At 56.6% G+C, this 13,852-nt stretch carries 14 protein-coding genes; all 14 read right to left on the bottom strand.

Annotated features, from left to right (window positions below; all coding sequences use genetic code 11):
- Positions 1 to 8 precede the first annotated feature (8 nt).
- The 14 genes from atpD to mnmE all read right to left on the bottom strand — a co-directional run bounded on the left by atpD (position 9) and on the right by mnmE (position 13,759).
- Complete coding sequence (gene atpD, locus BN1129_RS13350) at positions 9 to 1,397, bottom strand: F0F1 ATP synthase subunit beta (protein WP_042037168.1); 1,389 nt, start codon at positions 1,395 to 1,397, stop codon at positions 9 to 11.
- Between the two features lie 33 nt (positions 1,398 to 1,430).
- Positions 1,431 to 2,297 carry a F0F1 ATP synthase subunit gamma gene (atpG, locus tag BN1129_RS13345; protein WP_042037167.1) on the bottom strand — a complete coding sequence of 289 codons (867 nt, stop codon included), beginning with the start codon at positions 2,295 to 2,297 and terminating at the stop codon, positions 1,431 to 1,433.
- Positions 2,298 to 2,340: 43 nt separating this feature from the next.
- Positions 2,341 to 3,882: a F0F1 ATP synthase subunit alpha gene (gene atpA / locus BN1129_RS13340; protein ID WP_042037166.1), complete on the bottom strand. Its 1,542-nt coding sequence runs from the start codon at positions 3,880 to 3,882 to the stop codon at positions 2,341 to 2,343.
- 15 nt (positions 3,883 to 3,897) lie between these two features.
- Positions 3,898 to 4,431 (bottom strand): F0F1 ATP synthase subunit delta, encoded by a 534-nt coding sequence (gene atpH, locus BN1129_RS13335; protein WP_042037165.1) that lies wholly within the window; start codon positions 4,429 to 4,431, stop codon positions 3,898 to 3,900.
- Positions 4,432 to 4,444: 13 nt separating this feature from the next.
- The gene (atpF, locus tag BN1129_RS13330) at positions 4,445 to 4,915 is read right to left on the bottom strand and encodes a F0F1 ATP synthase subunit B (protein WP_042037194.1); all 471 of its coding nucleotides are present in this window, start codon (positions 4,913 to 4,915) and stop codon (positions 4,445 to 4,447) included.
- A 57-nt stretch (positions 4,916 to 4,972) separates the two neighbouring features.
- The gene (gene atpE / locus BN1129_RS13325; protein WP_375134736.1) at positions 4,973 to 5,200 is read right to left on the bottom strand and encodes a F0F1 ATP synthase subunit C; all 228 of its coding nucleotides are present in this window, start codon (positions 5,198 to 5,200) and stop codon (positions 4,973 to 4,975) included.
- A 39-nt stretch (positions 5,201 to 5,239) separates the two neighbouring features.
- A complete protein-coding gene (atpB, locus tag BN1129_RS13320; RefSeq protein WP_042037163.1) occupies positions 5,240 to 6,019 on the bottom strand; it encodes a F0F1 ATP synthase subunit A in 780 nt (259 codons plus the stop codon).
- A gap of 8 nt (positions 6,020 to 6,027) precedes the next feature.
- Complete coding sequence (locus BN1129_RS13315; RefSeq protein ID WP_042037162.1) at positions 6,028 to 6,435, bottom strand: ATP synthase subunit I; 408 nt, start codon at positions 6,433 to 6,435, stop codon at positions 6,028 to 6,030.
- A 190-nt stretch (positions 6,436 to 6,625) separates the two neighbouring features.
- On the bottom strand, positions 6,626 to 7,534 hold the full coding sequence (locus BN1129_RS13310; RefSeq protein WP_042037161.1) for a ParB/RepB/Spo0J family partition protein: 909 nt from the start codon (positions 7,532 to 7,534) through the stop codon (positions 6,626 to 6,628).
- Complete coding sequence (locus BN1129_RS13305) at positions 7,531 to 8,334, bottom strand: ParA family protein (RefSeq protein ID WP_042037160.1); 804 nt, start codon at positions 8,332 to 8,334, stop codon at positions 7,531 to 7,533. The genes BN1129_RS13310 and BN1129_RS13305 overlap by 4 nt, the downstream gene beginning before the upstream one ends.
- Before the next feature lie 26 nt (positions 8,335 to 8,360).
- Entirely contained in the window at positions 8,361 to 8,987 is a 627-nt protein-coding gene (gene rsmG / locus BN1129_RS13300; RefSeq protein ID WP_042037192.1) for a 16S rRNA (guanine(527)-N(7))-methyltransferase RsmG, read from the bottom strand.
- Between the two features lie 21 nt (positions 8,988 to 9,008).
- Entirely contained in the window at positions 9,009 to 10,898 is a 1,890-nt protein-coding gene (gene mnmG, locus BN1129_RS13295; RefSeq protein WP_042037157.1) for a tRNA uridine-5-carboxymethylaminomethyl(34) synthesis enzyme MnmG, read from the bottom strand.
- Between the two features lie 509 nt (positions 10,899 to 11,407).
- On the bottom strand, positions 11,408 to 11,857 hold the full coding sequence (mioC, locus tag BN1129_RS13290) for an FMN-binding protein MioC (protein WP_042037155.1): 450 nt from the start codon (positions 11,855 to 11,857) through the stop codon (positions 11,408 to 11,410).
- 540 nt (positions 11,858 to 12,397) lie between these two features.
- Positions 12,398 to 13,759, bottom strand: a complete 1,362-nt coding sequence (mnmE, locus tag BN1129_RS13285; RefSeq protein ID WP_042037154.1) for a tRNA uridine-5-carboxymethylaminomethyl(34) synthesis GTPase MnmE — start codon at positions 13,757 to 13,759, stop codon at positions 12,398 to 12,400.
- Between the last annotated feature and the right edge of the window lie 93 nt (positions 13,760 to 13,852).

Genomic DNA, 13,852 nt, shown 5'->3' with positions numbered 1-13,852 from the left:
ATCGAGGCTTACAGTTTCTTGGATTTCTCGACGACTTCGTCGATGCTGCCAACCATGTAAAACGCCTGCTCAGGCAGATCGTCGTACTCGCCTTTCAGGATGCCCTGGAAACCACGGATGGTCTCTTTCAGCGGCACGTATTTGCCCGGAGAACCGGTAAACACTTCTGCCACGAAGAACGGCTGGGACAGGAAACGCTCGATCTTACGGGCACGGGCTACGGTCAGTTTGTCTTCTTCTGACAGTTCATCCATACCCAGGATGGCGATGATGTCCTTCAGCTCTTTGTAGCGCTGCAGTACGGTCTGTACACCACGAGCGGTCTCGTAGTGCTCCTTGCCTACCACCAGCGGATCCAGCTGACGGGAGGTGGAGTCCAGCGGGTCAACGGCCGGGTAGATACCCAGTGCCGCGATCTGACGGGACAGAACGACGGTGGCGTCCAGGTGGGCGAAGGTGGTCGCCGGAGACGGGTCGGTCAAGTCATCCGCAGGCACGTAAACGGCCTGGACTGAGGTGATGGAACCGGTCCGGGTGGAGGTGATGCGCTCTTGCAGAACACCCATCTCCTCGGCCAGGGTCGGCTGGTAACCTACTGCAGACGGCATACGGCCAAGCAGTGCGGATACTTCGGTACCGGCCAGGGTATAACGGTAGATGTTGTCCACGAAGAACAGCACGTCACGACCTTCGTCACGGAACTTCTCGGCCATGGTCAGGCCGGTCAGCGCCACGCGCAGACGGTTTCCGGGCGGCTCGTTCATCTGACCGTAAACCAGAGATACTTTGTCCAGTACGTTGGACTCCATCATCTCGTGGTAGAAGTCGTTACCCTCACGGGTACGCTCACCCACACCGGCGAATACAGAGTAACCGCTGTGTTCGATGGCGATGTTACGGATCAGCTCCATCATGTTGACGGTCTTGCCGACACCGGCACCACCGAACAGACCGACTTTACCACCCTTGGCGAACGGGCATACCAGGTCGATAACCTTGATGCCGGTCTCCAGCAGGTCGTTGCTGTTGGACTGATCTTCGTAGCTGGGGGCCGCGCGGTGGATAGACCAACGCTCTTCTTCACCGATCGGACCTTTTTCGTCGATCGGATCGCCCAGTACGTTCATGATCCGACCCAGAGTCGATACACCGACCGGCACCTGGATGGATTTACCGCTATTCATTACTTCCAACCCACGACGCAGACCGTCGGAGGAGCCCATGGTGATGCAACGAACGACGCCGCCGCCGATCTGTTGCTGCACTTCCAGCACCAGACCCAAGCCTTGACCTTCGCTGACGACCTTCAGTGCATCGTACACCTGGGGCACGGCATTCTGCGGGAACTCGATGTCCACCACAGCGCCGATGATTTGGACGATGAAACCGTTACTCATGTCAAATCCTCTAAACCTTTGATAACCCTTGCCTTACACCGCAGCAGCACCGGATACGATCTCTGTCAGCTCCTGAGTAATACTGGCCTGACGGGCCTTGTTGTATACCAGTTGCAGATCGTTAATCAGGTTACCGGCGTTGTCAGTCGCGGCTTGCATGGCAACCATTCGGGCTGCCTGTTCACTTGCCAAGTTTTCTACCACCCCCTGGTACACCTGGGATTCGACGTAGCGAATCAACAGGGTATCCAGCAGTTGCTTGGGATCCGGCTCATAGAGGTAATCCCAGGGTTGCTGCTTGGCGAGCTTGCTGTCTTCAGTTACGGGCAAAGGCAGCAGTTGATCGACTCGTGGTTGCTGCACCATGGTGTTGACGAACTTGTTGTACACCAGGTACAGCTTGTCAATCTCACCGTTGTCGTAAGCCTTCAGCATGACTTTGACTGAACCAATCAGGTCATTGACGCTCGGGTTGTCACCCAGTCCTGCGACATGAGCTTTCACCTTGGCGCCGTGCCGTTCAAAGAAGTTGGAGGCCTTGTTACCGATCAATGCCAGGTCAACCTTGGCACCTTTCGCGCTCCATTGCTTCATATCATTGAGGGCAGCCTTGAACAGGTTAATGTTCAAACCACCACACAGGCCACGGTCGGTGGAGACGACGATGTAACCCACTCGCTTGACCTCACGTTCCATGAGGTAGGGGTGCTTGTATTCCAAGTTCCCCTGGGCGATATGGCCGATCACCTTGCGCATGGTTTGAGCGTACGGACGGCTGGCAGACATGCGTTCCTGCGCACGGCGCATCTTGCTTGCTGCCACCATCTCCATAGCGCCGGTGATCTTCTGAGTGTTTTTCACACTCCCGATCTTGTTACGTATCTCTTTTGCGCCGGCCATCTCTTACTCTCCATCAGGTGGCAGCTCGCGCTGCCACACACGCTTACCAGGTCTGGGTTGCCTTGAAGTCATCCAGCAACGCAGTCAGCTTGCCAACGATCGCGTCGTTGTAGTCTGCTTTGGCATTGATTTCAGCCATCAGCGAACCATGCTGGGTATTGGCGTAAGAGAGCAGAGCGGCTTCGAAGTCGACGATCTTGTTCAGCTCGACATCGGAGAGATAGCCTTTCTCGGCGGCGAACAGCACCAGCGACTGCTGGGCCACGCTCATCGGAGAGTACTGTTTCTGCTTCATCAGCTCGGTCACTTTCTGACCATGGTCCAGCTGCTTGCGAGTCGCCTCGTCCAGATCGGAAGAGAACTGGGCGAATGCCGCCAGCTCGCGATACTGGGCCAATGCGGTACGGATACCACCGGACAGCTTCTTGACGATCTTGGTCTGAGCGGCACCGCCCACACGGGATACGGAGATACCCGGGTCAACCGCCGGACGAATACCGGAGTTAAACAGCTGTGACGTCAGGAAGATCTGACCATCGGTGATGGAAATCACGTTGGTCGGTACGAATGCAGACACGTCACCGGCCTGGGTTTCGATGATCGGCAATGCGGTCAAAGAACCGGTCTGGCCTTTCACTTCACCCTTGGTGAACTTCTCTACGTACTCGGCGTTGACGCGAGCAGCACGCTCAAGCAGACGGGAGTGCAGATAGAAAACGTCACCCGGGTAAGCTTCACGTCCTGGCGGACGGCGCAGCAGCAGGGAGATCTGGCGATAAGCTACGGCCTGCTTGGACAGGTCATCATAGATGATCAGCGCGTCTTCACCACGGTCACGGAAGTACTCACCCATGGAGCAACCGGCATACGGAGCCAGGTACTGCAGGGCCGCCGCTTCGGAGGCAGAGGCAACCACCACTATGGTGTTGGCCAGGGCACCGTGCTCTTCCAGCTTGCGCACCACGTTGGCGATGGTGGAGGCCTTCTGGCCAATCGCAACGTAGACACACTTAATGCCGGAGTCTTTCTGGTTGATGATGGTGTCGATCGCGATGGCGGTCTTGCCCACCTGACGGTCACCGATGATCAGCTCACGCTGGCCACGACCGATGGGGATCATGGCATCGATGGCTTTCAGACCGGTCTGAACCGGCTGGTCAACAGACTTGCGCTCGATAACGCCCGGGGCGATCACTTCGATCGGCGAGAAGCCGTCGTTGTCGACCGGACCTTTACCGTCGATCGGCTGGCCCAAGGTGTTCAGCACCCGGCCCAACAAACCACGACCGACCGGCACTTCCAGAATACGGCCAGTGCCTTTTACTTTCATTCCTTCTGACAGACCGTCATAGGAACCCATGATCACAGCACCGACGGAGTCACGCTCCAGGTTCAATGCCAGAGCAAAGCGGTTGCCCGGCAGCTCGATCATCTCACCTTGCATGGCATCGGCCAGGCCGTGAATACGAATGATACCGTCGCTCACAGAGACGATGGTACCTTCGTTACGCGCTTCGCTTTTGACATCAAACTGCGCGATGCGCTGCTTGATAAGCTCGGCGATTTCAGTGGAATTCAGTTGCATGCTCTAATACCCCAATCAAGATTGCAGCGCGTCAGCCATGCGATCCAGCTTACCGCGGACAGAGCCGTCGATTACCAGATCTCCGGCCGTGATGAGCACCCCGGCCATCAAGGACGCATCCATGCTGCAATTCAGCTTCACTTTGCGCGCGAGACGTTGTTCCAGAGAAGCCTGAATAGCGGCTTTCTGCTGGTCGGTCAGTTCGGTCGCCGAAATCACGTCAGCCTGAACTTCTTTATCCAGTTCAGCCTTGAACGCTACAAATTCAGCAACGACCGCCGGCAGCACACCCAAGCGACCATTCTCGGCCATCACCCGGATCAGGTTCTGGCCATGCTCGTCGAGTTGCTCACCGCAGACGCCCACAAACAGGTTTGCGAGCTCTTCGGCAGCCACAGAGCCGTGTACCAGTGAGTGAATTGTCCCGTTCTCCGCTACTTGTGCAGCGAAGCCGAGCATCCCCAGCCACTGGTCAACCGCCTTGTGCTCAACGGCAAACTCGAAAGCAGCCTTGGCGTAGGGGCGAGCGATTGTAGTCAGTTCAGACATAGCCCCGTTCCCGTTACAGTTCTGCTACCAGTTTGTCGACGATGTCGCTGTTGGCAGCCTGGTCGATGTGACGCGCCAGGATCTTCTCTGCACCAGCAATGGCAAGAGCAGCAACCTGCTTACGCAGTTCTTCTTTGGCACGATGACGTTCAGCTTCGAGCTCGGCTCGGCCCTGAGCCAGGATTTTTTCCCGCTCAGTCTGGGCTCCGACAGCAGCATCATCAATGATCTGGGCTTTACGTTTGTTAGCCTGCTCAATGATTTCTGCAGCCTGAAGCTTGGCTTCTTTCAGCTGATCGGTGGCGTTGGCCTTGGCCAAATCCAGATCTTTCTTGGCACGCTCTGCGGAAGAGAGGCCATCAGCAATTTTTTTCTGACGAGCCTCGATGGCAGCCATCAGGGGCGGCCATACAAACTTCATGCAGCACCAGACAAAAATGATGAAAGCAATTGTCTGACCGAGGAGGGTGGCATTGATACTCACAACCAAGACCTCTCTATATGAAATTTAAAAAGAAAGTGATAACAACAGCATCACTTATCAGGCTGCAACCCCGAAAATCAGGTACAGAGCCATACCGACCACAATCATCGGGATTGCATCGACCAGACCCATTACGATGAAGAAGTTGGTACGCAGGATAGGCATCAGGTCAGGCTGACGCGCAGCGCCTTCCAGAAACTTGCCACCCAGCAGAGCGATACCGATAGCGGCACCGACAGCGGCCATACCCAGCATGATTGCAGCGGCAAAGTAAATCATTTCCATCTTTATATTCTCCAAACAGAGCGAGTAAACGTAACAGGATTAATGGTCTTCACTGGCCATCGACAAATAGACAATGGTCAACACCATGAAGATAAAGGCTTGCAGAGTAATTACCAGAATGTGGAACAGTGCCCAAGGCACGCTAAGCAGCCATTGGGACCACCACGGTAGCAGACCAGCGATCAGGATAAATACCAGTTCACCGGCATACATGTTACCAAACAGACGCAAACCCTGAGAAACGGGTTTGGACAGCAGGGTAACCAACTCCAACGCAATGTTAACAGGGATAAATGCCCAGTGATTGAAAGGGCTGAGGGTCAACTCTTTCACAAAGCCCGAGACACCTTTCATCTTGATACTGTAAATGATGATTAAGGCGAAGACTCCCAGAGCCATGGACATAGTGATGTTAACATCGGCGGAAGGAACTACTCGCAAGTTGGGGACGCCCAGCAATTGTGCTGTGTAGGGCAGGTAGTCAACCGGGATGAGGTCCATCAAGTTCATCAGGAAAACCCAGATGAACACGGTCAGTGCCAGCGGAGCGATCAGCTTGCTCTTACCGTGGAAGATACCCTTGACAGTGTCATCCACAAACTCGACAACCATTTCTACAAAACACTGAAGCTTGTCTGGCACACCGCTGGTCGCCGTCACGGCCACCTTGCGGAATATCCAGATAAACAGAGCGCCGAGGATAACGGAAAATATCATGGAGTCGATATTTACCGTCCAGAACCCCGAACCCACTTGCAGATGGTGCAGGTGGTGGGAGATGTATCCCTGAGTAGTCAGGGCTTCTCCGGTTGCAGCCATGAGTTTTCCTAGTAGCGGTTATTGAGAACGATCGTTATGACCCATTGGAAAAACAGGGATAGCGAATAGGTGACATAAAGGGGGAGATGTTCCACCTCGACGTACAGGAGTACAGTCACGAAGAGTGCGACTGTACTTACCAGCTTGATCCCTGCTCCAACACAAAAATCCCACAACACCCAGCCCGCACTCCCGGGGCCAAGCTTCCGGCTCAACGTAAAGAGACTGAACAGGAGTTGTGGAATCAGATATACACCTCCCCCATAGAGGGACGCGTATCCAGCAGGAATGCCTCTCAGGTGAACCCAAACGGCACTCACAACCAAGATCAGGGTAAGTTGGCAAGCAAGTATAGCCAAGGCCAGTGTCAAACCTTTCCAGGCTAATTTTTGCTCCACCAAATGCCCCCTGAACATTACAGAACTGTAAAAATCGACATGTTGACACACACGAAATGACAGCCCAAAAAGCCGGTCAAATTATACCCTTGAAGGCGGTGATTGCAATATGACAAAAACCCTTAATTTTTGCGGCTTTCCGTACAGAATCAAGGTTACGTTCATATCAAAAGGAATAGATGTTTTATTACTACAAAAAGCGTAAAAATCACGTTTCTGACAGGCCAAAATAGCCCAATACCCGGTCCAAACCGGCTAAGTTCTCGTAACTTATTACTAACTTGCCGCTATCCTGCTTCCCCGGCTGAAGTTGTACCTGATTACCAATTTTTTCTGAAATCTGGCGCTCCAGGTAACCAAACTGCGGATCACGGACAGGTTCAACCTTGGCTTTTGCCGGTTCGAGTGTTTTTTGAACCAGCTTCTCGGTATCTCGCACTGTCAGCCCCTTCTGGGCAACCAGCTTGGCCAGTTCGGACTGGGCCTGGCCACTCAAAGCCAGCAGGGCGCGGGCATGACCCATATCGAGATCACCGTGCTCGACGAAACGCTTGACGTCGTCGTTGAGCTGATTGAGACGCAACAGGTTGGTGACAGTGGTGCGGGACTTGCCTACCGCCTCGGCCACCTGCTGGTGGGTCAGCTCGAATTCGGTCAGCAGCCGCTGCAGGGCGACCGCCTCTTCGATGGCATTGAGATCTTCACGCTGGATGTTCTCAATCAGCGCGATGGCGACAGCAGCCTCGTCGGGCACATCCTTGACGATGCAGGGCACTACATCGAGCCGGGCCAGCTGGGAGGCACGCCAACGTCGCTCGCCGGCGATGATTTCAAAGGATTGCTCGCCAAGGGGGCGCACCACGATCGGCTGGATCACCCCTTGGGCGCGGATGGAATTGGCCAGATCTTCCAGTGCATCCTGCGACATGTCCTTGCGTGGCTGGTACTTGCCGGACTGTAACCACTCCACCGGCAGCCTGCGCAGCTCACCCTGATTGGTGGGGGCCATAGCCTGCTCGGTACGCTGGTCGCTCATCACCTGTTTCTGGCGCGCGGCAGTGCTGGTGCTGAGCAGGGCGTCCAGCCCCTTGCCCAGTCCACGTTTTTTCGGCGTCATATGCTCTCTCGGTCTGCGATGGTCACCTGACGCTCCTGCTCCTGGCGGCGCAGCATCTCGCCCGCCAGCGCCAGATAGGCCTTGGCACCCACCGATGATTTGTCATAGTGCATGGCCGGAGCACCGAAGCTCGGTGCCTCCGCCAGTCTTACGTTGCGGGGGATGATGGTGCGATAGACCTTGTCCCCGAAATGCTGTTTCAGCTGATCGGACACATCATTGGCCAGCCGGTTGCGGTGATCGAACATGGTGCGCAGCACCCCTTCGATCTTCAGCTCCGGATTGACCACGGCTGCCAGCTTGCTGATGGTGTCGACCAGGGCGGTAAGCCCTTCCAGTGCATAGTATTCGCACTGCATGGGCACCAGCACGGAATCGGCGGCGGCCATGGCGTTCACGGTCAGCATGTTGAGAGAAGGCGGGCAGTCGATGAAGATGTAATCGTATTTGTCCCGTACCGAGGCCAGCGCATTGCGCAGGCGGATTTCGCGGGCAAAGAATTCCATCAGGCGGATTTCGGCCGCAGTCACGTCGGCGTTGGCGGCGATGAGGTGATAGCCCCCCGAGGTTTCGGGGATGATCACCTCGCCAATGGGGGCGTCTTCGATCAGCAGCTCATAGGCAGTCCGTTCGACTTCGTACTTGTCGACACCGCTGCCCATGGTGGCATTGCCCTGCGGATCCAGATCGATCACCAGCACCTTGCGCCGGGTGGCGGCCAGGGAGGCGGCCAGATTCACACAGGTGGTGGTTTTACCCACTCCACCCTTCTGGTTGGCTATGGCGATGACTTTTCCCACACTATCCCCTAAATGAAACTGCGACCCTATTCGGGCTGGACATGTTTAAATTCCAGCAGATGACGTTCGCCTTCCAATTCCGGCACCACCAGTTGATGGGAGGCGACCAGACGTATGTTGGCAGGCAGTTGAGCCAGCTCGGGCCCGGGGTATTGCCCCTTGAGCGCCAGGAAGCTGCCCTGGGCCGACGGCAGATGATGACACCAGGTCAGCATGTCCTCCAGCGAGGCAAAGGCCCGACTCAGTACACCATCAAACCCGACGTCGGGTTGATACTCTTCAACACGGGATTTGACGGGTATCACATTGGTCAAGCCCAGCTCCTGGATCACCTGGCGGATGAAGTTGATCCGCTTGCCCAGACTGTCCAACAGCACGAACTGCTTGTCCGGATTGATGATGGCCAGCGGCAAGCCAGGCAGCCCGGGACCGGTCCCCACATCGATGAAACGTTCACCATGCAGGTGAGGACTCACCACCAGACTGTCGAGGATATGCTTGACCAGCATGGCGTCCGGATCACGCACCGAGGTGAGATTGTAAGCCTTGTTCCACTTGTGCAGCAACTCGACAAGCTGAACCAACTGGGTCTTTTGGGTGTCGGTGATAACAATACCGGCCTGCATGAGCAGGCCGTTCAATCTTTCCAGCATGTTTTCCAACGGTAAGAATCCTCAGGCGGTTTTGCGCAGCAGGCCGTGTTTTTTCAGGTGAACCAGCAGGATGGAGATGGCAGCCGGGGTGATGCCGGAGATACGGGAAGCCTGACCTATGGTCTGCGGCCTGGCATCGCTCAGCTTGGCGATCACCTCGTTGGAGAGACCGTTGACGTCGCGGTAGTTCATGTCCAGCGGCAAGAGGGTGTTCTCGTTGCGCAGCTGTTTCTCCACCTCGTCGTGCTGACGTTCGATGTAACCGGCGTACTTGATCTGGATCTCCACCTGATCGGCGGCGGCGCGATCGCTCAGTGCCGGCCCCACCCCCTCGATGGCCATCAGCGCATCGTAGGTCACTTCGGGACGACGCAGCAACTCTTCCAGACTCTGCTCGCGGGTCAGCGGGGCATTGACCAGGGCGTTGACTGCCTCCAGCGAAGGATGTTGCGGGTGGATCCAGGTCGAACGCATGCGCTGTTGCTCCAGCTCCACCTGTTCCATCTTGACGTTGAACTTGCCCCAGCGCTCGTCATCCACCAGACCCAGCTCACGGCCGATGGCGGTCAGACGCAGGTCAGCGTTGTCTTCCCGCAGCAGCAGGCGATATTCGGCGCGGCTGGTGAACATGCGGTAGGGCTCGCGGGTCCCCAAGGTAGAGAGATCGTCCATCATCACGCCCATGTAGGCCTGATCTCGGCGCGGATGCCAGGGATCCTTGTCCTGGGCACGCAGACCGGCGTTCAAACCGGCCATCAGACCCTGGGCTGCCGCCTCTTCGTAACCCGTGGTGCCGTTGATCTGGCCAGCGAAGAACAGGTTGCCGATGCACTTGCTCTCCATGTTGGCCTTGAGATCCCGTGGATCGAAGAAGTCATATTCGATGGCATAGCCGGGGCGGGTGATATGGGCATTTTCGAAACCACGAATGGAACGCACTATCTGCACCTGCACGTCGAATGGCAGGCTGGTGGAGATCCCGTTCGGATAGAGTTCGTGGGTGGTCAGGCCTTCCGGCTCGACAAAAATCTGGTGCGCCGTTTTGTCCGCAAAGCGGGTGATCTTGTCTTCGATCGACGGGCAGTAGCGCGGGCCTATCCCTTCGATCACCCCGGCGTACATGGGGCTGCGATCCAGATTGTTGCGGATCACATCGTGGGTACGCTCGTTGGTGTGGGTGACGTAGCAGGGCACCTGGCGTGGGTGCTGGCTGGCGTCGCCGATAAACGAGAAGACAGGGCGCGGATCATCACCGTACTGCGCCTGCATGACGGAGAGATCGACGCTGCGGGCATCGATCCGCGGCGGTGTACCCGTCTTGAGACGATCGATGCGCAGCGGCATCTCGCGCAGCCGTTGAGCCAGAGCGATCGAGGGAGGATCCCCGGCGCGGCCGCCCTTGTAGTTTTCCATCCCGATGTGGATCAAGCCATTCAGGAAGGTGCCTACGGTCAGCACCACCGTCTTGCCGCTGATGCGGATCCCGCTCTGGGTCACTACACCGGCAACACGATCCCCGTCCATGATCAGATCGTCACAGGCTTGCTGGAAGATCTTCAGGTTCGGGTAGTTCTCCAGCATCTGACGTACGACGGCTTTGTAGAGCAGTCGATCCGCTTGAGCACGGGTGGCTCGTACCGCGGGCCCCTTGGAGGAGTTCAGGGTACGGAACTGGATCCCGCCAAGATCGACGGCTCGCGCCATGATCCCGCCGAGGGCGTCAACTTCCTTGACCAAGTGTCCCTTGCCGATCCCGCCGATCGCCGGATTACAGGACATGTGTCCCAACGTATCGATATTGTGGGTCAACAACAGGGTATTCAGACCCATACGGGCTGCCGCTGTTGCTGCTTCGGTTCCTGCATGACCGCCACCGACGACGATCACATCAAATTGTTCATGGTATTGCATTGGGGATCACCTTGATCTGCACGTCTGAAGATCGTTGTTTGCCTGGGCTGAGGGGCGGAACATTCTATCTGTTTCGCGCCCTGAGGGGAACGTCTACTTAACGGTCAGTATGGAGGGAGGATCCACTTAATAGATCTTAAGGATCTTTAGATCGATCTTTTATTGGATCTTTTATTAGGATCCACCATTTCTGTTGATAAGCGCTTTTTGATCATAAAGATCATCTGGTTAAAGGCGATCCCAGCTTGTGGAAAAGCTTGGATCCTGGCCCCGTGAACAGGGGGATAACCAGTGCTTTTATACACAGGCGGCTAGCGGGCTGGATCTCATACATGGATAACTATAGGTTTTGCAGAGCTTTACACGGTAGTTATACACATTACCCCCGGTCGTTGTGGGTAAACATGTAGAACAAGTTGTCAGGATCAATCTGTTAATAACCTGGTGGATAGCGATCGGGGGATAAACGGGGAGATCAAGGCTTTTCTGCAGGATCTCCCTGGCCCTGATCAGGCGATCAACGGCATCCAGCTCTGGATCCAGGCTTCGGCGGCATCTTCCGGGATCTCGTGTTGGGTGACATCGATGTCGAGACGATCCCCGATCCGGCTGGCGCCGCACTCTGCCAGTAGCCGATCCAGCGTCTTGCCACCCTGACAAAAGGTGTCATAACTGCTGTCGCCGAGGGCGATCACGCCATATTTCAAGGCATTAAGATCCGGATGCTGCTCGGCAAGATCCTTGGCGAAGGGTTGCAGGTTGTCGGGTATGTCGCCGGCACCGTGGGTGGAAGTGACCACCAGCAGGATGGCGTCCGGCTCGGCGAGCACCTCGACCAGCTTGGCCGGATTGTGGATCTCGGCCTGATGGCCCGCTTGTTCCAGCAGATGGGCGACGTGGTCTGCGACATATTCGGCGGCGCCCAGCATGGAGCCGACGACGAGATTGAGTTTGGCCATGGAATGGATCCTGAAAAATGCGGAACCCGGATTCTACCGCCAAAGGGTGTGGATAAATATGGATAAAGCTTGGGGATAATGGATCCAGCCAGATAATGCTGCCGGATCAATCCCGGCGATCTTTCTGCAGCCTCTCTGAATTTCTTCCTAAATAGTGGTTACCTTACGAGTCCCTTTATGTTGTGGCGCGTGCACTATTGCTGAAATCAGGTTTATGGTTTGGGTTTTACATGGGTTGTTTTATGTACAAACAATGCCTCTGCTGTTCATTGTCTTCGATCATCCATGCGGCCGAGCTGGCATCAGACAACCCCGTTTGGCTGATTAAAGGCGTGCTGATTGCTCCATCGTAGGCCGTTTGTGCTCATGGTATCAGCCAGCAGATCCTCTTTCCGCAGGCGGTGCCGGTCGGGTTGGTTTCCACCCTGTTAGGGGGCGCTTACTTCATGTGGTGTCTGCGCCGCTTCTCGGTTTTAGGATGAAAAACGCACAAAAAAAGCCCGGGAAGAACCCGGGCTTTTTACTGTTTGCCGTACCGACTTATTTGCCGATGCAGAAACTGGAGAAGATGCGACCCAGCAGATCGTCGGAGCTGAACTCGCCGGTGATCTCCGAGAGTGACTCCTGCGCCAGACGCAGCTCTTCGGCCACCAGTTCACCGGCGACATAGATTTCCAGCTGATCTTTGGCCACCAGCAACCGCTCGGCGGCGCGCTCCAGCGCATCCAGGTGGCGGCGGCGAGCCATGAAGCCCCCCTCTGTGTTGCCCTGGAAGCCCATGCAGGCTTTCAGGTGCTCGCGCAGGGCGGGCAGCCCCAGCTCTGTCTTGGCGGAGATGCGGTAGACGGCGTGACCCAGCTCATTGCGAGGGGCCAGATCCTCGCCGGTCAGGTCGGCCTTGTTGCGCACCACAGTGAGGCCGATGTTTTTTGGCAACCGATCAACAAATTCCGGCCAGATCTCTCGCGGGTCGATCGCATCGGTCGTTGTGCCATCCACCATAAAGAGCACACGGTCGGCCTGTTCTATCTCGGCCCAGGCGCGCTCTATGCCGATCTTTTCCACCTGATCTTGGGTGTCGCGCAGACCGGCGGTATCTATGATGTGCAGCGGCATGCCATCCAGGTGGATGTGCTCGCGCAGCACGTCGCGGGTGGTGCCGGCTATCTCGGTGACGATGGCGGACTCGCGCCCTGCCAGGGCATTTAGCAGGCTGGATTTACCTGCGTTGGGCCGACCGGCGATCACTACCTTCATCCCTTCTCGTAGCAGGGCGCCTTGCTTGGCCTCACTGCGCACACCGTCCAGTGACCCCATGATGGCGTAGAGATCACCAGCCACCTTGCCGTCGGAGAGGAAGTCGATCTCCTCGTCAGGGAAGTCGATGGCGGCTTCGACATAGATGCGCAGCCGGATCAGGCTCTCCACCAGTTGCTGGATTTTGCTGGAGAACTGCCCCTGCAGGGAGTGCATGGCGCTACGGGCGGCCTGTTCGCTGGAGGCTTCGATCAGATCAGCGATGGCCTCGGCCTGGGCCAGATCCAGCTTGTCGTTCATGAAAGCGCGCTCGCTGAACTCGCCGGGACGGGCAGGGCGCAGCCCCTTTATCTGCAGAATACGGCGCACCAGCATGTCCATGATGACGGGGCCGCCGTGACCCTGCAGCTCCAGCACATCCTCGCCGGTGAAGCTGTTGGGGGCCTTGAACAGCAGGGCAATGCCCTGATCCAGCGGTTGGCCTTGCTCATCCTTGAACGGCAGATATTCGGCGTAGCGCACCCGCGGGCGCTTGCCGAGCACTATCTCGGCGACCTGTTCGGCGGCGGGGCCTGAGACCCGGACTATGCCAACGCCGCCACGGCCGGGCGCGGTGGCCTGGGCCACGATCGTATCTGTTGTCATCTTGCTTGGCTCATTTGCTCGGTAATTGGGGGACATTGTAATAAAAAAGGCGGCCCCAAGGCCGCCTCTTTTGTTATCAGGGGGAAGATTAGC

It is taken from the genome of Aeromonas popoffii (assembly GCF_000820025.1).
In the GTDB taxonomy this organism is placed as follows: domain Bacteria; phylum Pseudomonadota; class Gammaproteobacteria; order Enterobacterales; family Aeromonadaceae; genus Aeromonas; species Aeromonas popoffii.
The sequence above is the reverse complement of the archived record's forward strand: the minus strand, read 5'-3'. Positions and strand labels throughout refer to the sequence as shown.

Coding starts and splice junctions, on each gene's coding strand:
- atpD (WP_042037168.1), bottom strand. CDS start 1,397: ATGAGTAACGGTTTCATCGTCCAAATCATCGGCGCTGTGGTGGACATC.
- atpG (WP_042037167.1), bottom strand. CDS start 2,297: ATGGCCGGCGCAAAAGAGATACGTAACAAGATCGGGAGTGTGAAAAAC.
- atpA (WP_042037166.1), bottom strand. CDS start 3,882: ATGCAACTGAATTCCACTGAAATCGCCGAGCTTATCAAGCAGCGCATC.
- atpH (WP_042037165.1), bottom strand. CDS start 4,431: ATGTCTGAACTGACTACAATCGCTCGCCCCTACGCCAAGGCTGCTTTC.
- atpE (WP_375134736.1), bottom strand. CDS start 5,200: ATGGAAATGATTTACTTTGCCGCTGCAATCATGCTGGGTATGGCCGCT.
- atpB (WP_042037163.1), bottom strand. CDS start 6,019: ATGGCTGCAACCGGAGAAGCCCTGACTACTCAGGGATACATCTCCCAC.
- BN1129_RS13315 (WP_042037162.1), bottom strand. CDS start 6,435: ATGTTCAGGGGGCATTTGGTGGAGCAAAAATTAGCCTGGAAAGGTTTG.
- BN1129_RS13310 (WP_042037161.1), bottom strand. CDS start 7,534: ATGACGCCGAAAAAACGTGGACTGGGCAAGGGGCTGGACGCCCTGCTC.
- rsmG (WP_042037192.1), bottom strand. CDS start 8,987: ATGCTGGAAAGATTGAACGGCCTGCTCATGCAGGCCGGTATTGTTATC.
- mnmG (WP_042037157.1), bottom strand. CDS start 10,898: ATGCAATACCATGAACAATTTGATGTGATCGTCGTCGGTGGCGGTCAT.
- mioC (WP_042037155.1), bottom strand. CDS start 11,857: ATGGCCAAACTCAATCTCGTCGTCGGCTCCATGCTGGGCGCCGCCGAA.
- mnmE (WP_042037154.1), bottom strand. CDS start 13,759: ATGACAACAGATACGATCGTGGCCCAGGCCACCGCGCCCGGCCGTGGC.